Source organism: Thalassospira lucentensis (assembly GCF_011806425.1).
Taxonomy (GTDB): Bacteria; Pseudomonadota; Alphaproteobacteria; order Rhodospirillales; family Thalassospiraceae; genus Thalassospira; species Thalassospira lucentensis_B.
Genome location: NZ_JAATOV010000006.1, coordinates 41,422 through 63,321, shown reverse-complemented (window position 1 = coordinate 63,321; position 21,900 = coordinate 41,422). Strand labels below are relative to the sequence as shown.

Below are 21,900 nucleotides of genomic sequence, written 5' to 3'. Positions count from 1 at the left end.
CGGCCGATCGGCACATAACCCGGCGAAATTTGATCACAATTCTTCTTAATTTGCGTCAAAAGATGTGCGGTCACACGGACCGCTTATTCGGAGGATAAAATGGCTATTCCAACCCCGGTAAACGGTCAAATTACCGATGCAGTTACGCAAACTTCGGTAAGTGTTCTTGGATCGGCCCCAGCCAATGCGATGGGGGCGATTTATCAAAGTGCTGCGCATTCGACATCCATTCTGTTCCAGAACGCAGTCCAGGCCCAGCAACAGTCATCGATCTGTTCGCAGGCGGCGACCAATCAGGGCGTCATGCAGCTTTATTCCGCCAACACCATGGCCGGTGCAATGGCGACAAAGAAGCTGGGGTCTTCTGATAACAGCAATACGCTTTTGCCCCTTTTGATTATTTTGGCAGCAACCCGCCGCTAGGCACCTGACCCGTCCGATCCATCATCGGGCCATGGTCACTTAAACTGAGGGCGTGCAGATGGCAGACAACACCCCTGTAAATTCACAAATCACGGACGCCGTGACACAAACCAACGTCAAGGTTCTGGGCGAAGCCCCAGCCCAGGCGATGGGACTTGTGTATCAAACAATGGCGCATTCCATCAGTCTTTCGATGCAAAACGCCATGCAAACACAAGGCGGCCTGCAACAGATTGGCAATGCCGTGACATCAAGCGCGTGCAAGATGATCCTTGATACATCGGGCGGCGGCATGGGCGGTGGCGGCAAGGAATAAGCCACTTGCCCCAACACCCTGATTACCCCAGCACGTAGACAGGCCAGACACCCCATTGCGGCCGGTCAGACAAAACGTTGCACGTAAAAGTGCCCACCTGCAAAGAGGTCCATTATGGCAGACGAAGAATCCGAAAACAAAACGCCCCCAAATAATCCGGCGTCCGCAGGTAATACCGGGGACGGAGACGCGGGAAACTCAGATGCGTCCGGCGCAGCAAGTGCAGGCGGCGCGTCAGGGTCGACAGAGCCAAAGTCAGCCGATGGTGGTTCGGATGCAGCCAAAGACGGTGGCGATGCGGATGGGGATGATGGCGGCAGCAAACCGGCAGCAGATAACAGCCCGCCGCTGAGTACCGCGTTGAACCCGCAAATCGTTCAAGCAGTTGGCACCACCAACCATGCGGTATTGAACGGTGCCATTCCGGGGGCCAACGGGGTTGCCTATCAAAAGGTGGCGCAAGCGTCAGCCTATGCAGTGCAGGATTCAACCGATTATTTGCGCAGCATCATGTCGATGGCGTCCGCCACAACCGGTGTCGCCATGCAAAAGATGCTGGCGACCAAGGAAGTCGAACCCTATAGCGACATCATCGCCGCCGCCGCCAAGGCGGTTGCGGATGCGCAGGATACGTTTACCAAGGTCGGGACCGCGGCAAGCAGTGTTGTGAAGGATTTTGACAGTATGGCGTGATGGCCTGATCGCATTGATCATGTGCCATCTTAGAGCCTGCTCGATGCTAATAGGCGGCTGGGGTTAGCCCGCACGCATCAGTTCAAGTCGATGACAGGCTTCGGAGAAGTCGGGGGCAAACAGTTTTACACTGACCCCGGTGCCATGCAGTTCATGCGCGCCCATTTCCGTGGTCGGACAGGAAATGAAATTCGCCACCGCCTGGCTGACCAACACGCGTTTCCCCAGTTGTTTGGTAAGTTGTTCGATGCGGGCGGCTTCGTTGGCCGCCTGCCCGACCACGGTAAAATCAACCCGGTCTGGCACGCCGACATTGCCGTAAATCACATCGCCCACATGCATCCCAAGCCCATAATCAAAGGCAGGTTTGCCAACTTCTTCGCGGGCGGCGTTGAGTTTATCGATATTTATCTGGGCCTCAGCCGCGGCATACAGGGCGGCAAGACAGGCGGTTTCAAGATTGCCGTCATCATCGCCAATCGGGAAAATCGCAAGTGTGGCATCGCCGATATAGCGCAATACCTGCCCGCCATGTTTGAGCACAGCCCCCGCAGTTGCCGAAAAGAAATCATTCATTTCGCCAAGGAACGCATCATCGCCGACATGGGTTGCCACCGAACTTGAATTGCGCATGTCCGAAAACCAGATGACGGCACGGGTTTTGGTACTGTCGCCCAATTTGATCTGACCGTTGCGCACGCGACTTCCGGCGTCTGAACCCAGATAGGTTTGCAGAATGGTTTTGGTTTCTTCGTGGGTGATACGCATTTTGCACGACACGGCGAAACGACGCTGAATGCCCGCAAGCGTTGCGAGGTCTTCGTCGGAAAAGCCACTGGGGCGGCGCGTCATATAGGTCATGAAAATGCGGTTGGCCCCCATGGTGCTGTCACGATCCGTGACAAACGGGGTCATCAAGGCATAGTAATCCGTGCCGCGATTGCGGCGAAAACTTTCAAGGATCGGAAAATCAAGAACAGCGCCCGGACCAATCAAATGGCGGCGCATGAAATTGATGTCTGAATCCGACATCCATTTAAGCGGGCTGTCTTTCCAATCCGGGTCATCTTCGCGCACCCCCATATGAGTCGCACGTTCGATCGAGTTGGTATCTTTGGACCAGACGTAAGAAATGCCTTCATAGAGCGGATGGAGGGTTTTAAACGCCACCATCACCCGATCAACCGGAATACCCGCCGCGACCAGACGACGGACCATGCCCGTCAGGATTTCGGAAATGTCGGTATCGTCAAGCGCGCATTCCATCAGCCAGTCATTGACCGAGCGCACAAATCCGCGCGCCGCCTGGGCCGAATTGGTCCCGGGCAGTGATGTGACCACCGATGATGGTTCTGGGGTATCGGCCATTGCGCGCTCCGTCGAAAGATGGCCCTAAGTATCGCATTGCCGCGATAGAACAGCAATAAAATACAACAATCTCAAATTGGGAAAGGGCACGGTTCCCGCCCACAAATGACTACTAGTCATCAGAAGCGCAAGGGCGAAGTTTAAAAAAACTGTCACACGGCGTGTTTTAATTCCTTATGGCCGATAAGGTTAGCTGGCAACGGGGGGAAGATATATCCGTGCGCGCAAACCGCCCATCGAAGAATCATCAAGATAAATTTCCCCACCATGGGCACGGATGGCGGTGCGTGCGATGGCCATGCCAAGGCCAATGCCGCCGGTATCGCGGTTGCGTGATTCTTCAAGGCGGAAGAACGGTTCAAACACCTGTTCGCGCTGATCGGATGGGATGCCCGGGCCATCATCGGATATTTCGATCCAAAGCCCACCATCATCGGCATCAAAAAGGGTCACATCGACATTGGTGCCATATTTAAGCGCGTTGGAGACCAGATTGCCAAAGGCCCGCTTGATCGACAGGGGCCGGCATGGATAGACCCGTGTGCGCACATCCCCGGAATAGGCAATCGGGCGGCCGGTTTCAGCCAAATCTTCGACTGCGGATTCCACCAAGGCGGCCAGATCGATTTTGCGGGTGTCCTCGTTGGCGGTTTCTTCGCGGGCAAAGGTCATGGCCGCTTCGACCATTTGTTCCATTTCATTGAGCGTTTCAATGATCCGGGTGCGGTTTTCGGGATCTTCGACAAATTCGGCGCGCAACCGCAACGACGTGATCGGGGTGCGCAGATCGTGCGAAATCGCGGCCAGCATTCTGGTGCGGTCTTCGACGAAGCGTTTAAGGCGTGCGGTCATGCGGTTAAAGGCCTTGGCCGCGCGGCGAATTTCAAGCGGCCCGGTTTCCGGCACGGGTTCGGGATAATCGCCCCGCCCGACCCGATCCGCCGCCCGGGTCAACACCGCCCAAGACCGCGCCATGCGCCGGGCCAAGATGAAGGTGATGATGACAATGACAAGGGCGGAAATGCCCACGCGGATTGTGGTATCAAACACAAACCACGGTGGGGGCGTGACGCCGCCAATGACGGCCTCAAGCCAGATATTGGGACGCCCATCGTTGGAAACCTGACCCGGTACGGTGGAAAAGATCGGCACGGCAAGCTGCATCACCGGCGCGCCGTTGCAATCAAACCGATCAAGGTAACGCAATTCCCACGGTGCTTTGTGGCGCGCATGATGGTGTTCGTGATCGGGTTTTTCACCGGGTTTCGCATCCGGTTTTGCATCAGGTTTGCGCGGGGCATCAGCGAGGTTTTGTTTATCAAAATCCTTGCGCAGGTCTTTGAGCGTACGCTTTTGCGCGTCACAGGTGTCCTGTGACAGGATATCGACCCTGGCCTGGGCGTTTGGCGATGTTTCAAGGAAGCCGTTTAACCGGTCCGTCAGGCCCTTGGCCATCAGGGTATCGGCATTGACAACGTTTGAGGTTTCAACCAAGCGCAAGCGGGTTTGCGGCGATTGCGCCACGCGCAAAACATCGCCCCAACTATCCGAGGTGGTGGTGGATAAAATGCGTGAAATCGCCGCCACACGCCAAAGCGCATTGCCGCGCCGTTCGGATGCGACCGCATCACGGCGTTCCTCGGCCAGCATGAGGCCCAAAACCACATGGGTTAAAATGATCGCGCCCAACAATAAGCACACCAATTGCCCGGTCAGGGTACGGGGCCACAGACGCAGGGTGAACGGGCGGCGTTTCGTTTTCGGGTTACTCATTTCGGGCTACTCATTTCGGGTTACCCATTTCGGATCATTCATTTTCCGGTCACCTCGCAGGTGAACATATAGCCCCCACCCCAGACGGTTTTAATCAGGGTTGGATTTTTTGGATCGTGTTCGATTTTCTTGCGCAGGCGGCTGACCTGATTATCGATGCTGCGATCAAAGGGAATGGCATCACGCCCACGTGTCAGGTCCAGCAGCTGATCGCGGTTCAGGACCATATTGGGATGTTCGACAAAGGCACTGAGCAAGCCGTATTCGCCGGCACTGAGCGGCAAGACAACATCGGTATCATCGCGCAATTCATGTCGGGTGCGGTCGAGCACCCAGCGATCAAAGGCAACTTCGCCCAGTGCCGAAGGCCCCTTACGCCCGACGGGAAGGCTTTGCGCGCGGCGCATGACGGCCTTAATGCGGGCAAGAAGTTCACGCGGGTTAAAGGGCTTGGCCAGATAATCATCGGCCCCCATTTCCAAGCCAATGATGCGGTCGGTTTCTTCGCCAAGGGCGGTCAGCATGACGACGGGTACATCATGATTTTCGCGCAACCAACGGCACAGGCTGAGCCCATCTTCGCCGGGCATCATTAAATCGAGCACGATTAAATCGGGATGCAGATTATCGCCCATCAGGCGGCGCAATTCGCGGCCATCGGATGCCAGTGTGACACGGTATTCATGTTGGCGCAGGTACCGTCCGATCAAATCACGGATATCGCGGTGGTCATCAACAACAAGAATGTGGGGCTGATCGCTCATGAAGAACTACCGATGTTTAAAAGATATGGTTCCCAACCTATCGCGTTGGCGGGCATAGCTAAAACCTGAATTTGTATCAAATTGTCGCATTTGGCCGTTTTGATAATTCTTGCGACCAATTTAGCCGAAATTTGGGATCATTTCGCGACAAACAGGCGTCATAACGGACCTCAGAACATAACGCATCTTGGATTTATCTGATGCTTTCCCCACCCAAGCGAGGTTTACGATGAAACGCAAAACGACCCTTAAACTTGCCACGGCCTTGATTGCATCCTCCTTGATTGCGATGCCAATCGCATCGGCCTATGCCCAACCCGATGGCCCGAAAGGCCAAAGAATGTCCGAGCATGGCGATTTCAAAGATTGCCAGTTTGGCGGCAAACATCACGGCCCCGGAAAACACGGCAAACATGCTAAATGGGGAATGCGCGATCATGACCGCGCCCGTTCGACCCCGCTTAGCGTCGATGAAGCCCGCACCCTGATCGATAGCATGTTGATCCGATCAAACGCAGAGAACATCAAGATCAGCGATGTGACCGCGTCCGAAGACGGTGAAAAGATCAATGTTGTGGTCGCCAACAAAGCCGGCGATGTGGTTGAGGTTGTCAAATTTGACGCCAAGAACGGCCGTCTGGAGCGTGGTGATCGTTGGTCGTTGCGCAAGCTGATGCCGCGCCCGGACAAGAAAGCACGGCTTGAGCGCGCCTTTGACGATGCGCAGATGAAAACATTGGCGCAGGCGATGGTGATCCGATTTGGCCAGGGCGACCTTAAACTTGGCGAGATTTCCCAAACCAAGCGGGGCACGTATCTTGCGACGGTGACCAATTCCAAGGGCGACATTGTGCGCGAAATGGAACTGAGCCGCGTGACCGGCCGCCCGATCAGCTAAGCGCGTTTTTACGATACCACCCAAAGGTTCGGGGACTTTCTTTTCTGGTCCCAACAGATACCCCGAGCCTGATTTGCCCCCTTAAGGTGATCCTTAAGGGGGTTTTCGTTGGTGGGTTATGAGTGGTTTTAAGGGGGGCCGTTCGGACATGGCAGAGGGTTGAGAAACATATCGATTTGTCTGAATTATTTCGATTTGACCAGCCATGAGGCGCGCCGCATTGTGTTTGGCTGTTTCACCTTAAAGACGCTGATCATGACGCATTCGAACACACAGCCTTCTGCATCCACATCCTCCGCCACCGCCGCCAAGGCAGCACCGCGGACCGCAACCAAGGATGATATTCCCGCCATTACCAAAATTTGGCAGGAAACCGGGCTTTATCGACCGTATAATCCGCCGGAATGGGATGTGACATTTGCCCTTTCATCCCATGACGCGACCTTGTTCGTTTGGGAAGATAACAGCGATAACATTATCGGATCGGTGATGGCCGGGTTTGATGGCCATCGGGGGTGGATTTATTATGTTGCCGTCGCACCAAGTTTGCAGAAAACCGGGCTTGGCCGGGCCTTGACCGAGGTTGGCGAAGGGTGGCTTCGCGATCATGGAGTGTGGCGCATGCAGTTGATGGTGCGGTCCGAAAACAGCAAGACGCAGGATTTTTACCGCAATATGGGCTATCGCGCTTTGGATGTGACGGTGATGCAAAAAGACATCGCCACCCCACCCGCCGAGCGCGAGGAAAGTGCGTGATCTTTAAGGGGTTTGGGCAGCGCTTTGCAGCGACTTTCCCGCCATGACGCGGGATGCCGGTTATGGCACCTCGCGCAGGACAGGTTTGGGGCAATAGCGTAAGGGCTTAGGGCTTGGCCTATGCCCTACGCGGCGTTGCTCGCCATTACTCGGCGGCAATCTTGTTGTGGGTTTCGTTGGCGAGACGTTGTTTCAGGGCATCCTTTTGATCCTGAGTTAACCGCAACCCCAACTTGGAACGACGCCAGATCAGGTCATCCAGATCCCGCACCCATTCCTGATCAATCAGGTAGCGAAGCTCGGCCTCATACAGGTCATGGCCATAGCAGGTACCAAGATCGGACAGGCCCTTTGCCGTGCCCAAAATCGCCTCGATCCGGGTGCCGTAGCACCGCAGAAGACGCTTGAGCATCTTGGCGGGTACCCAGTCATAGCGTTTGGCATAGACACTTTGGGCGTCATCGGCGGATGCATTGGGGAAATCACCCCCCGGAAGCGGTGCGGATGCGGTCCAAGGTTGATCATCGCGGCCAAGCTGGTCGGTGATGATTTGAAGCGCGTGTTCGGCCAATTTGCGATAGGTGGTGATTTTACCGCCAAAGACATGCAGGGCCGGTGCATCGCCGCTGTTGGCTTCGAGTTTGAGGGTGTAATCGCGTGAAATTTTCGACGCGTTTTGCGTTTCGCCATTGCCGGCATAAAGCGGACGCACCCCGGAATAGGTCCAGACAACGTCATCGCGACGGACCGGCTTTTTGAAATAGCCACTGGCGAGTTTGCACAGATAGTCGATTTCATCCTGATCGATTTTGACCGAGGACGGATCGCCGTTGAAATCCACATCGGTGGTGCCGATCAGTGTAAAGTCATCTTCATACGGAATGGCAAAGACAATCCGGCCATCGCCGTTTTGGAAGATATAGCAATATCCATGATCAAAGATTTTCGGCACGACGATGTGGCTGCCCTTGACCAGACGAATGTTGGCCTTGGTTTTGGATTGCACCACGCCGCCATCAGATTTGATCAAATCCGCACACCACGGCCCGGCGGCATTGATCAGCATTTTACCGGTGACAATCCGGTCGTTCTGATCGCCGTGATTATTGGCCCCGCGCAGAGTCACGTTCCATTGCCCCTTGGTTTGGGTCGCACCAACGCATTTGGTGCGGGTCAGGATTTCGGCGCCTTTTTCGCGGGCATCCATGGCATTTAACACCACCAAGCGCGCATCATCGACCCAGCAATCGGAATAAACAAAGCCCTTGGTCATGTCGCTGCGCAGCGGATCGCCCGCCACGTGGGAGGCAAAGGAAATGCCCTTGGACGCCGGGAGTTTTTTACGCCCGCCCAGATGGTCATACAAAAACAGGCCCAAACGGATCAACCATGCCGGACGCAAATCTTTGCGATGGGGCAAAACAAAGCGCAGCGGCCAAATGATATGGGGCGCATTATCCAACAGCACTTCGCGTTCGGTCAGGGCTTCGCGGACCAGACGGAACTCATAATGTTCGAGATAGCGCAATCCACCATGGATCAGTTTGGTACTGGCTGAGGAGGTTGCACTGGCAAGGTCGTTTTGTTCACACAGCAAGACTTTAAGGCCCCTGCCCGCCGCATCGCGCGCGATCCCGGCACCATTGATGCCACCGCCAATCACGATCAGATCATAATTGGATGTGCCTGAGGCTGATGTATCCGAATGTGATGAAGCCGACATTGCGATTCTCGCTGTGTTTGAAGGGTGCGTACCCTTAAAATAGTTCATTTGCGAAAATTTACAAGTTTCAAATTATGACATTTTTACGATCCGGCATGCGATACCGAACGCACACAGATGCCTAGTGCGCGATAAATGCGGCACCTTTTTTGAATTTCGCGAATGAAAAAATGCAAAAAAACCCGCCTGAAAAACAGACGGGCTTGAACGCACATCAGAGATGGATAAGTGATTAGGTGGTTATTTCAGCCAGCGTTGCTGCCAATCAGACAACATCGAAATGGTCCAAAGCTGATGGCCCCAATTGCGCCGCCCTGACATATGTTCTTGATGCAGGCGGTCAATATATTGGCGATCGAGCCCCAAATCAGTATAGAGCGCCTCGTTGGCCAGAAGGTCGCCCATCCATTCACGTAAGGGCCCCCGCAGCCATTGCGCCAAAGGCACACCAAAGCCGGTTTTGGGTCGGTCGATCATTTCGCGCGGGACGTATTTATACAAAATCTGACGCAGGGCGTATTTGCCAACCGATCCATTGAGCTTGAGATGGGCCGGAAGACGCCAGCCAAATTCAATCACCCGGTGATCAATCAGCGGGACGCGGACTTCAAGCGAATTGGCCATCGAAGCGCGATCAACCTTGGTCAGCACGTCATCGACCATATACATCATGGTGTCCATGACCTGCATGGACGACACGTAATCGAGATTACGGTTGCGGCAGAATTTTTCACCCGGCACACGGATCTGTTTGCGGCCATTGCGTGCGCCCAGCAACTTATCGGTATCAAACAAGGACAGCAGCGCGTGATAGCGTTCCAGATCATCCTTGATCGCCAAAAGTGGTGCGGCCTTATGGATTTTATCGCCAATCGCACTGGTGGCGTGCTTGCCCGGCATCAGCCCACACAGCTTTTCCCACTGTTCGGGCGAAAGTGCGGTCAGCATGCGCGCAACCATGGAGGCGCCAAACGGAATGCAGCCCGCCGCCTTGCTCAGTTGCTTGGCCCATAAATAGCGGGTATAGCCGCCAAATGTTTCATCGCCACCATCACCCGACAGGGCCACGGTGACTTCCTTACGCGTTAAGGCCGAAATCAAATAGGTCGGAATGGCGGAGCTGTCAAAGAACGGCTCGTCATAGGTTTCCGAAAGCTTCGGCACCAGATCAAGCGCGTCCTGCGGGCTGACATAAAGCTCGGTATGATCAGTCTTAAGGTGCTTTGCCACATCGCCGGCAAAGGTCGCCTCGTTAAAGGCGGCATCATCAAAGCCGACAGTGAATGTTTTCACCGGCCGGTCCGAGACCGATTGCATCAGCGACACGATCAGCGAAGAATCAATCCCGCCCGACAGGAACGCGCCCAATGGCACGTCAGCAACCATGCGCCGTTCAACCGCGTCGCGCAGCAAATCTTCGAGCGCGTCAATCGCACTTTGGTCATCGCCACTCCAGGCGTGGTTCTGCGCGGTGAGGACCGCATCCTCGACCGACCAATAGGCAAATTCGGATGCCTGATCATGGGCGGTGATTTCAAGAATATGACCGGGTTTGAGCATTTTGGCGTGGGCATAGATCGAATGGCCCGACGGCACATAGCCAAACCGTAAATAGGCCTCTAGCCCGGAATGATTGACTTCGCGTGAAATTGCATCCCCGGCGAGCAATCCTTTGACCTCGGACGCGAAGCCGATATTGCCGTCATAGCGCGACCAATAAAGCGGCTTGATGCCCAGACGATCGCGCATGAGGGTCAGTTTTTTGGCGTGCCGGTCCCAAAGGGCAATGGCAAACATGCCGATCAAGCGTTTAAGCGTTTCGCGCACGCCCCAATGGGCCATGCATTCAAGGATCACTTCGGTGTCGGAATGGCCGCGCCACGCGATATTGGCCCCGGAAAGCTTTTGACGCAGTTCTTCGGTGTTATAGATTTCGCCGTTATAGACCATGACATAGCGGCCATCGGCCGAATGCATCGGCTGTTTACCGGCATCTGTCAGGTCAATAATCGCCAAGCGGCGCTGACCAAGGCCCAGCCCGTTTTCAGAATCACACCAAACATCGCCGCCATCCGGCCCGCGATGATGCAATGCAGTGTTCATGCGCGATACGGTATCGTGCAATCGGCTGGCATCGCTCTGTTCAGAAAGCCATAAACCGGCAATTCCACACATAAAATAATCCTGTAATTTCCTCAGGCTACTTAAAACAATATCGACCTATTCTACAATGAAAACATTCGCAAACCGGCAATAAACCGTACCCAAAACGCGCTTTTTGTCCATACCACCGAAAAGTCGCAAAAACCGGCAGCAGGCCGCCAACACAAACGCAAACTGCCACGCACCAAGGCGTGGCAGGGCAGATCATAGATCAGAAGGCGTTAGGGTCGAAGTGGCGACAGAGACGCGGTGACGGCACCCCGGTGATGGCAATCCGGTGATGGCACCCCGGTGATCGCAACCCGGCGATGGCAAAGCGATGATGGCAACGCGGGAGCGGGAACGCGGGGGCGGCAATTGGATAGCGTGCCTAATGCCGCCGCGCGGTTGGGGTCTTTTCAATGCCAAGCCGGGCCATGCGGCGATAGAGCGTATTGCGGCCAATTCCGAGTGCCTTGGCGGTGTTGCTGATATGCCAATGATGATCTTCGAGAACTTGGCGCAAGGCGGCCCCTTGGGCGCGTTCCATGGTTTGTGCCGATGTCATCGGGCCATCGTTATCGTTATTATCATCGCCATAGCCCGTCTCAGTGCCGGTGTCATTGCCGTTGCCGAAAGCATCCCCCTCCGCGACCGTAAAATCATCGGGCAAATGATGGATGCCGATCACGCCGTTTTCGGCAAAGACGCAGGCATATTGCAACACATTGAGCAATTCCCGCACATTGCCGGGCCATTGATGGGCGGACAGCATGGCAAGTACATCGTCATCAACACCAATGCCCGGCCCCATGACATGCAGTAAGCGCGCAATCAAATCAGGCAGATCGATGCGGTCACGCAAGGCCGGAACGGCAAGACGTGCGCCCTTGATCCGATAGAGCAAATCTTCGCGGAAGGTGCCATTTGCCACCGCCTTGGTCAGATCGACATTGCTGGCACAGATCAGGCGGAAATTCACCGGCACGGATTTTGTACTGCCGAGCGGTTCAATCGTGCGGTTTTCAAGCACCCGCAACAGACGGCCTTGGGCGGAAAGCGGCATGTCGCCAATTTCATCAAGAAACAGCGTGCCGCCATTGGCTTCGCGGATGCGCCCGCCAAACCCGTCCCGCGCAGCCCCGGTAAATGCCCCACCGGCATGCCCAAACAATTCGTTTTCAATCAATCCTTCGGGCAAGGCCGCACAGTTGATCGCAACAAAACTGCGCGATGTGCCGATTGCGGCATCATGGATATGGCGTGCGAGATATTCCTTGCCGCTGCCGGTTTCGCCCGACATCAGAATATTGATGTCACGCGCATGCAAGCGCGACCCGATGTCAAAGATGCGGCGCAAAGCCGGATCCCGGTCGGCCAGTTCAACAGTCGGCGCAGGTGTTGCGGGGGGCGTCGCACGGGTCACAGTCGGTTTTGACATGCGCGTGCCCGGTACGGACAACTTCGGCGGGGTTGCCCGGCCAACGAATTGTCGGCGGAGCTTTTCGGGCAAAGTGATGCTGCCAAACAAAACGCCGCCGCCGGCAATATTCACCGCCAAGGCCGGATCGCTTTGCGACCCCGAACTGTGCGCATGGGGATCGGTGCGGCCATGATTTTGATCGGTAAATTTCGCCAGTAAGCTGTCGACATCCATTTCAAAAATGTCGCGGATATCGTGGATATCCCCCGATTGCCGCGCGGCATTTAAAATGCGCCGCGCCATGGATGTCGCACCACTGATTACACCATCCGGGGTGATGGAAATCATCGCATCGCGGGTGGAGCCAACATGCTGGGCATCGGGGTGCAGATGCAAAATAATGTCGCCTGCCCGTTCATCAAAAAACAGGATGCGTTCAAGCGCGTCGGCATAATCGGCAATCATACCGCGCACCCGCAGGCAATCAGTGCGTTTGATGTCTTCGCGCACGGCGGAAACATCGAGCACCGAACAGACTTTGCCATCGGGGCTAAAGACCGGGGCGGCCGTACAGGTCAGGACAGAATGCTGGGAAAGGAAATGTTCATCCTTATGGATGGTGATCGCGCGGCCTTCGACCAGACAGGTGCCAATGCCGTTTGTGCCTTCGCGTTCCTCGGTCCAGACGGCACCGGGTAACAGGCCGTTGGTTTGAAAAGACGGCAAGAGGGAATGGGCGGCAACACTGTCGAGAATGACGCCCTTATTGTCGGTTAAAAACACCGCATAGCCCGATGCATCAATCTTGCGATAGAGGGTGCGCACAAGATCGTGGGCATGATGATAAAGCCGTCCATTGCGGTCACGTAACCGCCGGGTTTGGCTTTCGGGCATGATTTCAGGTCGGCGAAATGTATCGTGGGCCAGACCAAAGCGTTCTTCACAACGCTGCCAGCTTTCAAGGACTGCGCGGTTTTGCGCAGCACCGCTTAACTGTAAGGCGGCTTCAATCCGTCCGCCGGGAAAGTTTCCAGACATTGACGCTATCTCCCTTGTGTCGGCGTTTTAACCCGGATTTTCCGGTGTGGGGCTTGTGCCCCGTCCGATCACAATCATCATCGTATCACATCGGGCCCCGGTCACACCAACCCGTTTCACCGCCAAAAGCCTGCGTCCTTTGAACTGTTCCAAAAATTGAACAGTTTGCGCCACATGCGCCAGAAAAACCAAAAGGCCGGGCAAAGCCGACCATAGATCCCCCGCCCTCCAGCTTTTTGAAATCATGGTGCTTTTTGCGCACCCAAGGACGCCCCGCCAAATTGGCATGACCTTTGCGGGTGTTGGAGCGTCACAATCAAAAACCGGTGAGAAAATCACCCGTCGATCTCGGAGGAAGCGAAATGATCTATAAGAATCCAAATGATGCTGGCAGCGTGGTGAGCTTTAAATCCCGCTATGACAACTTTATTGGCGGTGAATGGGTTGCCCCGACCAAAGGCCAATATTTTGAAAATGTATCGCCGGTCAATGGCAAGAAATTCTGCGATATCGCCCGGTCGACAAGCGAGGATATCGACAAGGCGATTGATGCCGCCCATAGCGCAGCAGACGCATGGGGCAAAACGTCCGTGACGGAACGGGCCAATATCCTTAATAAAATTGCCGACCGCATGGAAGACAACCTTGAAATGCTGGCCGTTGCCGAAACATGGGACAATGGCAAGGCGGTGCGCGAAACAATGGCCGCCGACATTCCGTTGGCGATTGATCATTTCCGGTATTTCGCCGGTGCGATCCGTGCACAAGAAGGATCATTGGGCGAGATTGACGACAATACGGTTGCCTATCACTTCCACGAGCCGCTTGGCGTGGTCGGGCAAATCATCCCGTGGAACTTCCCGATCTTGATGGCGGTTTGGAAACTTGCCCCGGCCTTGGCCGCCGGCAACTGTGTTGTTCTTAAACCGGCCGAACAAACCCCCGCATCGATTTGCGTGTTGCTGGATCTGGTCGGCGATTTGTTGCCCGCAGGTGTGTTGAACGTTGTGCAGGGCTTTGGTGTGGAAGCCGGTAAGCCGTTGGCGCAAAGCAACCGGATTGCCAAAATTGCCTTTACCGGGGAAACCACCACGGGCCGTTTGATCATGCAATATGCCAGTGAAAACATCATCCCGGTGACCCTTGAGCTTGGCGGTAAATCGCCAAACGTGTTCTTTGAAGATGTGATGGCGCAAGACGATGATTTCCGCCAAAAAGCTGCCGAGGGCCTGACGATGTTTGCCCTTAATCAGGGGGAAGTGTGCACCTGCCCGTCGCGGGCACTTATTCAAGAAAGCATCTATGACAAGTTCATGGATACGGTGCTGAGCCGTGTGGCCAACATCAAGCAGGGCAACCCGCTTGATACCGACACCATGATCGGCGCGCAGGCATCGACCGAGCAGATGGAAAAAATCCTGTCTTATCTGGATATCGGCAAACAGGAAGGGGCGGAAACCCTGTGTGGTGGGGATCGCGCCGACCTTGGCGGCGATTTGTCCGACGGGTTCTATATCCAGCCGACCATCTTTAAGGGCCATAACCGCATGCGGATTTTCCAAGAGGAAATCTTTGGCCCGGTGGTGTCGGTCACGACCTTTAAGGACGATGACGAGGCGCTGCATCTTGCCAATGATACGCTTTATGGACTGGGTGCTGGTGTGTGGACCCGTGATGGGACACGCGCATATCGCTTTGGCCGCAATATCAAGGCCGGGCGTGTTTGGACCAACTGTTATCACCTGTATCCGGCCCATGCGGCGTTTGGTGGCTACAAACAGTCCGGCATTGGGCGTGAGAACCACAAGATGATGCTGAACCATTATCAGCAGACCAAGAACCTTTTGGTGTCTTACGATCCCAAACCAATGGGCTTCTTCTGATCTTACGGGGATTAACACGGGGATGACGTGAAGTATCCCCACATGACCGGGCGGGTATCCTCCCTGTACGCGTCCGGTCACCTTTCCCGATCAAGGCGGTAAAGATGACACGATCAGAGCCAGACCAAATACCCGATAGGGTCACGGCAACCGATGCGGCCATTGCCCTTATCGATAAGCTGAAATCACTTCATGGGCCGGTGATGTTTCATCAATCGGGCGGTTGTTGTGATGGCAGTGCGCCGATGTGCTTTCCCGATGGCGAGTTTAAAACCGGCGATCAGGATGTGTTGCTGGGTACGATTGATGGCTGTCCGTTTTATATCGGACGCGCCCAATTTGAATATTGGCGTCACACACAGCTGATCATTGACGTCGTAGAGGGACGTGGCGGCATGTTTTCGCTTGAGGGCCCGGAAGGCAAACGCTTTTTGACCCGATCACGCGTGTTTAGCGACGCGGAATGGCAGGCCTTAAAGACCGCCGAGGAAAAGGAACCAATAGAACCTGTACAGCCCAAAGCAGGAGAAACGTAAACAGCCGTGATCCCAGCCGGATATGACGGCACCGGATTTTAGAATTTTCGGTTAAACCGACTTTTTGGAAAACCTCCCTACCCACGGCGTTGTGCCGGTATCATTGCTACCCCGATGATATCAAGCAATGCCAGAAGATGCTGCTTGGTGTTTCCGTGGCATCTTCTTCCTTGCTCGCTGCCTCCCCCCGGATTGGCAGCGGGCATTTTTTTATGCGCTGCCCAGCAAGGCCAGCACCCCGGCACTGAGCGCACATAAAAACATCAAGGACAGCAAGGCGGCGATAATCACCCGCCCGCCGACATGCAAAACATGACGTACATCGACACTAAGCCCCAAGCCCGCCATGGCAAGGATGGTCAAAAATGATGATGTGGTTTCCATGCCGCCATGAATAACGTCGGGGATCAGGCCAAATGACCGGGCGGCCATCATCGCGATAAAGCCAATGATGAACCACGGCACGACCTGGGCGATGGGCAGTTTGGTTTCCCGCGCCCGCCCGCCAATCAGGGCCAAGGTAAAGATCACCGGCCCCAACATCAAAACACGGACCAATTTGACCAAGGTGCCGACCTGTACGGCCAACGTCCCGGCAGGTGCGGTTGCGGCCAATACCTGTGGCACGGCGTAAACGGTTAAGCCCGAAAAGATGCCATATTGGGTGGCAGATAAGCCAAACCCGGCATAAAGCATCGGCAAGATGAACACGAACACCACGCCCAAAACCGCGGTAAAGGAAATTGCCGCGGCGACATCATCGGCATCGGCATCAATCACAGGTGCGGTTGCGGCAATGGCCGAGTTGCCGCAAATCGAATTGCCGCACGCCACCAACATCGCCAAATGTTTTGAAAGTCCAAGGGCGCGGCCGATATGGAAACTGAAAAACAGGCTGATACAGACGGTTGCGATGATCGCCGTGATCAATCCACCGCCCGCATTGCCAATGGCCTGCGCGCTGATCGACGCGCCGAGCAACACAATGGCGACTTCCAAAACGGTTTTGCCACAGAACTTCACCCCGGCGCAAAAATGCGGCGCCAAGCCAAACAGGGAGCGCACCACCACACCGATCAAAATCGCAAAGACCAAACTTTCGATCCAGCTGCCGCCCAGCCAGACATGTTCAGCGTGTTCGGCCAGTTTGGCGGCAACAGCGACCAGAAGTGTGACCAAAAGTCCGGGCAGGATGGATTTAATGCGTGCGGTAAAAAACATGTTTTGCCTGTGATTTAACAACAGGCGGAAAATCACACAGCCGACCATTTACTTCCATCGAATAAAAATGCACATTTCATTCGATTAAATCGTACAATTCATCCGTGATGCAAAAACCAAGCAGGCCCCTGTCATGATGACGCTTGAACAGCTTCATATCTTTGTCGCCGTGGCAGAGCGTGAACACCTTACCCGCGCGGCAGAGGCGATTGGCCTGACGCCATCGGCGGTAAGCTCGGCGATCAAGAACCTTGAAGGGTTTTACGGCGTGGCGCTGTTTCACCGGGTTGGGCGGCGGATTGAACTGACCGAAACCGGGCGGTTGTTTTTGGATGAAGCCAAGGCAACCTTGGCCCGCGCACGGGCGGCTGAATTAACATTGGCCGAGTTGGGCGGCATGCAGCGCGGCGAGCTTAATGTCTATGCCAGCCAGACGATTGCCAGTTATTGGTTGCCGCCGTTTTTGATGAAATTCCATGATCAATATCCCGGCATTGAAATCCACCTGACGATTGGCAACACCAAAACCGTGTCCGACGCGGTGCGCGGCGGGGCAGCAGATATCGGCTTTATCGAAGGCGATATTGATGAACCGATTTTGGCCAAGCGCGAAGTGGCCGAAGATGCCCTGATGATTGTGGTTGGGCCGCGCCATCCGTGGGCCGATGGTCGCCCGTTAACACCGCAAGCATTGGTCACCCAATCAAGCTGGATTTTGCGCGAAGCCGGATCTGGCACACGATCAGAATTTGAGGGTGCCTTGCGTGATTTGGGGGTTGATCCCGCCCGATTGAAAGTCGCCCTGACCCTGCCCAGCAACGAAGCGGTGATTACCGCGGTTGAAAGCGGATCGGGGGCGACGGCGGTATCGCAATTTGCGGTCAGTTCCCTGATCGCCCAAGGCCGTCTTGCACGTGCGGGATTTCATATCCCACCGCGCAAATTCATGGTCCTGCGCCACAAAGAACGCCAACAGACGAAAAGTTCTTTGGCGCTTGAAAAACTCTGTCTTTCAGACCGGCGAGATTAGATCGCAAAAGGCATTTCTTGAAGTGGTATTCAATCAAGTCTTTTCAGCAGGGCCGACGCGGCGGAACTCAGCTTGGCTGTGAACATTTCTGCAATGATGGACTTTGGCCGATGAGCCGGTGTCATCAGCGACATATTCAGGGTTATTCTTGGCTCAAACGGCTTGAAAACAACGTTGGACTGGCTCCCCATGCTCTGCTCGTAACTGTGCACGGTAAATCCATCGCAAATCGTATAGCAAAGACCGCCTTCGACCAGATGCAAAGAAGGCAAGAACGTCTGCAACTCGAAACGCTTCACCAGGCGTGCGCCTGAATCCTGGAACGCCTTTCGTGTCTGGATCGTCGTCGTGTGTTCTTCGTAAAGCAGGGCAGCCGACCGGCCGTCAAGATCGTGCGGTGTTATGACAGGTTTCAGAGCAAGCGGATCGTTTTTTGGCAAGGCGCAAATACAAGGGAGCGCAAAATCCTCAGACAGGATTGTCGATCGCGGCTCTGAAGATTCTGCAAAACCGATGTCATATTGTTGCGAGGCAATCCAGTCGGTCACGATCCGAGAGGACCGCATCATGAGGGATGCCTCGATTTTCGGTTTGCCCTTCAAGAATTCCGCAAGCAGCTGTGGCATGAAAAAATTCGACGAAGCCGGGTTACAGGCAATTCTAAGCCTGCCCTTTTCAAGGTTGCCAATTTCCCGAAGAGTCCGCGACGATTGCGTCAATCGGTCAAGCACGTGCTCGGCTTCTTCCATGAAATAATGTGCTTCTGGTTTGGCAACCAGACGCCCGCGTTCGCGCTCAAACAAAAGAAAACCAATCTCGTTTTCGAGGTTGGTGATCATGGCGCTGATTGCAGGCTGGGTTCGCCCCAAAGAACGACCTGCTTCCGAGACGGACCCGGTGCGCATGACTTCAACAAATGTCTGCAATTGGCGGAATGTGAGATTCATGATCAAAGCTATAAAGTAAATCTATGGGTTCAACAATATTTCTAATTTGCCTTTATGTACTACCAAAATCAATATCGGCGTCATAAAAATCACAAATCTATGCTCTCAGGGAGCTGCACATACAGGGGGCCCCGTTTTGGACCGAATTGCGCAGTACTTATTGGCTGGGCTTATAAGCATCGTTGCGCTCAGCCAATTTGTTCAAGTTGTCACACGTTATTTCCTTCAGGTTCCCGTTATGGGGCTTGAAGAAAGCATCCTTTATCCCACGCTTTGGCTCTACATACTGGGTGCTGTCAATGCCTCGCGCGAAGACACCCATATCCGGGCCAACGTGCTGGAAATCTTCCTTAAAACGAGACGGCAGCACACCATCCTCGCTATCGTTGGGGAATTGATCAGTCTGGTGGTCGGGCTTTGGCTTCTGTACTGGGCATGGGACTTTACCAGCTACGCTTGGCGGGTGTGGAAAGAAAGCCCAACCCTTTATATCCCTACATTTTATTCGGATGTCGCACTGATGATCGGCATCATTCTGATGATGATCTATACGGTCGTTCATCTTTCCCGACATGTTCGGAAACTATCCGTCGGGAGCCAGAAATGATCGAAATTGCACTTCTTGCGATTGCCGTACTCGTACTCACCCTGACACTCGGCGTGCCGTTGCCATGGTGTTTTGGCGCCTCATTGATGGTGATGTATTTCGTCGGTGGCGTTCCGATGAAAGGCATGATGCTGTGGGGTTTCCAGCAACTTGGTAATCCGGCCCTTCTGGCTATTCCTCTTTTCGTGCTTGCCGGCACAATTATGTCTGAGAGCGGCATTGCAGCGTCGTTGTTAAGGCTGGTCAATGCGTTCATCGGGCATGTGCGCGGCGGGCTTGGGATTGTTGCCGCCATCAGCTGTGCTCTGATCGGGGCTATTTCCGGGTCCGGCCTGACAGGGGTTGCTGCCATTGGTCCACTTCTGATCCCTGAAATGGAAAAACGTGGTTATCCACGGGAATATGCAACCGCGCTGATTGCCAATTCTTCCATTCTCGGCCTGCTCATTCCGCCGTCAGTGACGATGATCATTTACGGCTGGGTCACAGATACATCGATCCTGGCCTGCTTCCTTGCGACGCTTGGCCCGGGCCTGCTGATCATGACGAACTTCTCGATCGTCAATCTTTGGATGTCGCGCAAATTCAATCTTATTCTGGATGACAAGCCGACAATTACCGAGCTTGGCAGCGAAGTCACAAAGCGCGGCATTCATGCATTCCCGGCACTTCTGATGCCGGTCATGATCCTGGGCGGCATTTACGGCGGCATCATGACGCCAACAGAGTCCGCAGCGCTTGCATTAATCTATGCTGTCCCAATTGGCTTCCTTGTTTATCGCGGTTTGCGCTGGAACAACTTTTTGAGCGCATGCAAAGAGGCCGGCACGGCTGTCGGCACGATCATGTTCATGATCCTGTTTTCGATGATCCTTGGCCAAATGTTCGTGTTCGAGGGCATCCCGCAAAAATTGGTCGGTGCGATCTTTGGCATTACTGAAAACAAAGTTCTGCTGCTGATCTTCATCAATATCCTGCTGTTTCTGGTTGGCATGGTTGTCAATGACGCAACCGCAATCATCCTGGTTGCCCCGTTGCTGTTGCCCCTTATGCAGGCCATTGGCGTCGATCCCATTCAGTTTGCGGCAATCATGGGCGTTAACACCGCAATGGGCGGGGTAACGCCGCCATATGCCTCAATTCTGTATCTCGGGGCCCGGATCGGGAATGTGAAAGTCACCAAAGTGATCCCGCCCGCAATGATCCTGATCGTGACCGGGTATCTGCCGGTCGTGTTCCTGACATCGTTCTGGCCGGACCTTTCACTCTATCTGCCCAGACTATTTGGCTACTGATTCTCACAAACGAAATCATAAGGGAGACTTCAAATGAGAAAACTACTTGGTATGACTGCGGTTGCAGCAATTCTTGGCATGGCAAGCTATGCACAGGCAGCCGATCTTAAAATGAGCCACGTCCGCCCTCAGGGTGCGACCATCGATGTTGAACTCCGTGCCTTTGCCGATGAGATAAAGTCGGCAACAGGTGGCGACGTAAATATCGAAATTTTCCCGGCATCGGCACTTGGTGACTATACCACGGTGCAGGAACGGGTTTCTGTTGGCATGGTTGATATGGCGACACAGCCAGTGGCGACCGGCGTAGACCGCCGCATGCAGATATCTTCGCTGCCCTATCTGGTGACAAACTGGGAACAGGCCCAAAAAGTTTATGGCCGCGGCGGTATTCTTCACAACACCATGCAAGAGCTCTATGCCGAGCAGGATATCACAATGCTGGCAGCCTACCCTGTTTACTTCGGCGGAATTTCGTTGAATGTCGACCCGATTAATCCGGGTGACCCGAGCAAGTCGAACGGCATCAAAGTACGTGTACCGGGTATCAAGGCATTCCAGCTCGAAGGTGAGGCACTTGGTTACATTCCGTCACCACTTCCGTTTTCAGAAGCCTTCTCGGCAATTCAGATCGGCGTTGTCGATGGGGTTATGGGTTCCGGTGCGGAAGGCTATTACGCCTCCTTCCGTGATGTAACCAAATCCTACATTCCGGCAAATACCCATTTTGAAGTTTGGTACATGCTGATCTCGAATGAGAGCCTGAACCAGCTTGATGCGGATGACGTTGCTGTACTTGAAAAAGCGGCAGAAGCGTTCGAAACCAAGCGCTGGGAAGTTGCCAAACAAGACCAGGCGAAATGGGAAAAACGTCTTGCAGACGAACTGGGAACCAATGTCGTCAAGTTGACCGACGATCAACTGGCCGCAATGAGCGCAAAAGTTCAGAAGGAAGTCTGGCCGGAAATTCTCAATGACCTGGGCCAAGAGTGGGGCCAGGCAATTCTCGACAAAGTCAGCCAGCAATAGGTTTCGCGACGGGTGGCATTCGTCACCCGTCTTTC

At 54.5% G+C, this 21,900-nt stretch carries 19 protein-coding genes; 11 read left to right on the top strand and 8 right to left on the bottom strand.

Going from position 1 to position 21,900, the window contains the following annotated elements:
• Window positions 1–99 precede the first annotated feature (99 nt).
• The 3 genes from HCZ99_RS16940 (at window position 100) to HCZ99_RS16930 (ending at window position 1,432) form a co-directional block, all read left to right on the top strand.
• Window positions 100–423, top strand: coding sequence for a RebB family R body protein (locus tag HCZ99_RS16940; protein WP_167448200.1), 324 nt, complete (start codon window positions 100–102; stop codon window positions 421–423).
• 58 nt (window positions 424–481) lie between these two features.
• Window positions 482–739 carry a RebB family R body protein gene (locus HCZ99_RS16935; RefSeq protein ID WP_167448199.1) on the top strand — a complete coding sequence of 86 codons (258 nt, stop codon included), beginning with the start codon at window positions 482–484 and terminating at the stop codon, window positions 737–739.
• 114 nt (window positions 740–853) lie between these two features.
• A complete protein-coding gene (locus tag HCZ99_RS16930; RefSeq protein WP_254869690.1) occupies window positions 854–1,432 on the top strand; it encodes a hypothetical protein in 579 nt (192 codons plus the stop codon).
• Between the two features lie 63 nt (window positions 1,433–1,495).
• Here the strand turns inward: HCZ99_RS16930 and HCZ99_RS16925 are convergent, their stop codons facing one another.
• From HCZ99_RS16925 to HCZ99_RS16915, 3 genes are all read right to left on the bottom strand, one after another.
• Window positions 1,496–2,800, bottom strand: a complete 1,305-nt coding sequence (locus HCZ99_RS16925; protein ID WP_167448198.1) for an adenylate/guanylate cyclase domain-containing protein — start codon at window positions 2,798–2,800, stop codon at window positions 1,496–1,498.
• Between the two features lie 189 nt (window positions 2,801–2,989).
• Window positions 2,990–4,573: an ATP-binding protein gene (locus HCZ99_RS16920; protein ID WP_167448197.1), complete on the bottom strand. Its 1,584-nt coding sequence runs from the start codon at window positions 4,571–4,573 to the stop codon at window positions 2,990–2,992.
• A gap of 38 nt (window positions 4,574–4,611) precedes the next feature.
• The gene (locus HCZ99_RS16915; protein ID WP_167448196.1) at window positions 4,612–5,337 is read right to left on the bottom strand and encodes a response regulator; all 726 of its coding nucleotides are present in this window, start codon (window positions 5,335–5,337) and stop codon (window positions 4,612–4,614) included.
• Window positions 5,338–5,566: 229 nt separating this feature from the next.
• Here HCZ99_RS16915 and HCZ99_RS16910 point away from each other — a divergent pair, with 229 nt between their 5' ends.
• Window positions 5,567–6,235, top strand: coding sequence for a hypothetical protein (locus tag HCZ99_RS16910; RefSeq protein ID WP_167448195.1), 669 nt, complete (start codon window positions 5,567–5,569; stop codon window positions 6,233–6,235).
• A 255-nt stretch (window positions 6,236–6,490) separates the two neighbouring features.
• Window positions 6,491–6,991, top strand: a complete 501-nt coding sequence (locus HCZ99_RS16905) for a GNAT family acetyltransferase (protein ID WP_167448194.1) — start codon at window positions 6,491–6,493, stop codon at window positions 6,989–6,991.
• Between the two features lie 145 nt (window positions 6,992–7,136).
• Here the strand turns inward: HCZ99_RS16905 and glpD are convergent, their stop codons facing one another.
• The 3 genes from glpD to HCZ99_RS16890 all read right to left on the bottom strand — a co-directional run bounded on the left by glpD (window position 7,137) and on the right by HCZ99_RS16890 (window position 13,317).
• Window positions 7,137–8,714, bottom strand: coding sequence for a glycerol-3-phosphate dehydrogenase (glpD, locus tag HCZ99_RS16900; RefSeq protein WP_167448193.1), 1,578 nt, complete (start codon window positions 8,712–8,714; stop codon window positions 7,137–7,139).
• Window positions 8,715–8,954: 240 nt separating this feature from the next.
• A complete protein-coding gene (gene asnB, locus HCZ99_RS16895) occupies window positions 8,955–10,889 on the bottom strand; it encodes an asparagine synthase (glutamine-hydrolyzing) (protein ID WP_167448192.1) in 1,935 nt (644 codons plus the stop codon).
• A gap of 358 nt (window positions 10,890–11,247) precedes the next feature.
• Window positions 11,248–13,317 (bottom strand): sigma-54-dependent Fis family transcriptional regulator, encoded by a 2,070-nt coding sequence (locus tag HCZ99_RS16890; protein WP_167448191.1) that lies wholly within the window; start codon window positions 13,315–13,317, stop codon window positions 11,248–11,250.
• 362 nt (window positions 13,318–13,679) lie between these two features.
• Here HCZ99_RS16890 and adh point away from each other — a divergent pair, with 362 nt between their 5' ends.
• Complete coding sequence (gene adh / locus HCZ99_RS16885) at window positions 13,680–15,200, top strand: aldehyde dehydrogenase (protein ID WP_167448190.1); 1,521 nt, start codon at window positions 13,680–13,682, stop codon at window positions 15,198–15,200.
• A 104-nt stretch (window positions 15,201–15,304) separates the two neighbouring features.
• Window positions 15,305–15,736, top strand: a complete 432-nt coding sequence (locus tag HCZ99_RS16880) for a DUF779 domain-containing protein (RefSeq protein WP_167448189.1) — start codon at window positions 15,305–15,307, stop codon at window positions 15,734–15,736.
• Between the two features lie 210 nt (window positions 15,737–15,946).
• Here HCZ99_RS16880 and HCZ99_RS16875 read toward each other — a convergent pair whose 3' ends face one another.
• Entirely contained in the window at window positions 15,947–16,957 is a 1,011-nt protein-coding gene (locus HCZ99_RS16875) for a YeiH family protein (RefSeq protein ID WP_167448188.1), read from the bottom strand.
• A gap of 133 nt (window positions 16,958–17,090) precedes the next feature.
• Between HCZ99_RS16875 and HCZ99_RS16870 the strand changes: the two genes are divergently transcribed.
• Window positions 17,091–17,987, top strand: a complete 897-nt coding sequence (locus HCZ99_RS16870; protein ID WP_368484277.1) for a LysR substrate-binding domain-containing protein — start codon at window positions 17,091–17,093, stop codon at window positions 17,985–17,987.
• A 29-nt stretch (window positions 17,988–18,016) separates the two neighbouring features.
• On the opposite strand, the gene HCZ99_RS16865 is transcribed toward HCZ99_RS16870, so the two are convergent.
• Complete coding sequence (locus HCZ99_RS16865) at window positions 18,017–18,934, bottom strand: LysR substrate-binding domain-containing protein (protein WP_167448187.1); 918 nt, start codon at window positions 18,932–18,934, stop codon at window positions 18,017–18,019.
• A gap of 136 nt (window positions 18,935–19,070) precedes the next feature.
• Between HCZ99_RS16865 and HCZ99_RS16860 the strand changes: the two genes are divergently transcribed.
• The 3 genes from HCZ99_RS16860 to dctP are packed head-to-tail and all read left to right on the top strand — an operon-like array spanning window position 19,071 to window position 21,865.
• The gene (locus HCZ99_RS16860) at window positions 19,071–19,541 is read left to right on the top strand and encodes a TRAP transporter small permease (protein WP_167448186.1); all 471 of its coding nucleotides are present in this window, start codon (window positions 19,071–19,073) and stop codon (window positions 19,539–19,541) included.
• Window positions 19,538–20,836, top strand: coding sequence for a TRAP transporter large permease (locus HCZ99_RS16855; protein ID WP_167448185.1), 1,299 nt, complete (start codon window positions 19,538–19,540; stop codon window positions 20,834–20,836). Before HCZ99_RS16860 ends, HCZ99_RS16855 begins: the two co-directional genes overlap by 4 nt.
• 33 nt (window positions 20,837–20,869) lie before the next feature.
• Window positions 20,870–21,865, top strand: a complete 996-nt coding sequence (gene dctP / locus HCZ99_RS16850) for a TRAP transporter substrate-binding protein DctP (protein WP_167448184.1) — start codon at window positions 20,870–20,872, stop codon at window positions 21,863–21,865.
• The last annotated feature ends 35 nt before the right edge of the window (window positions 21,866–21,900 follow it).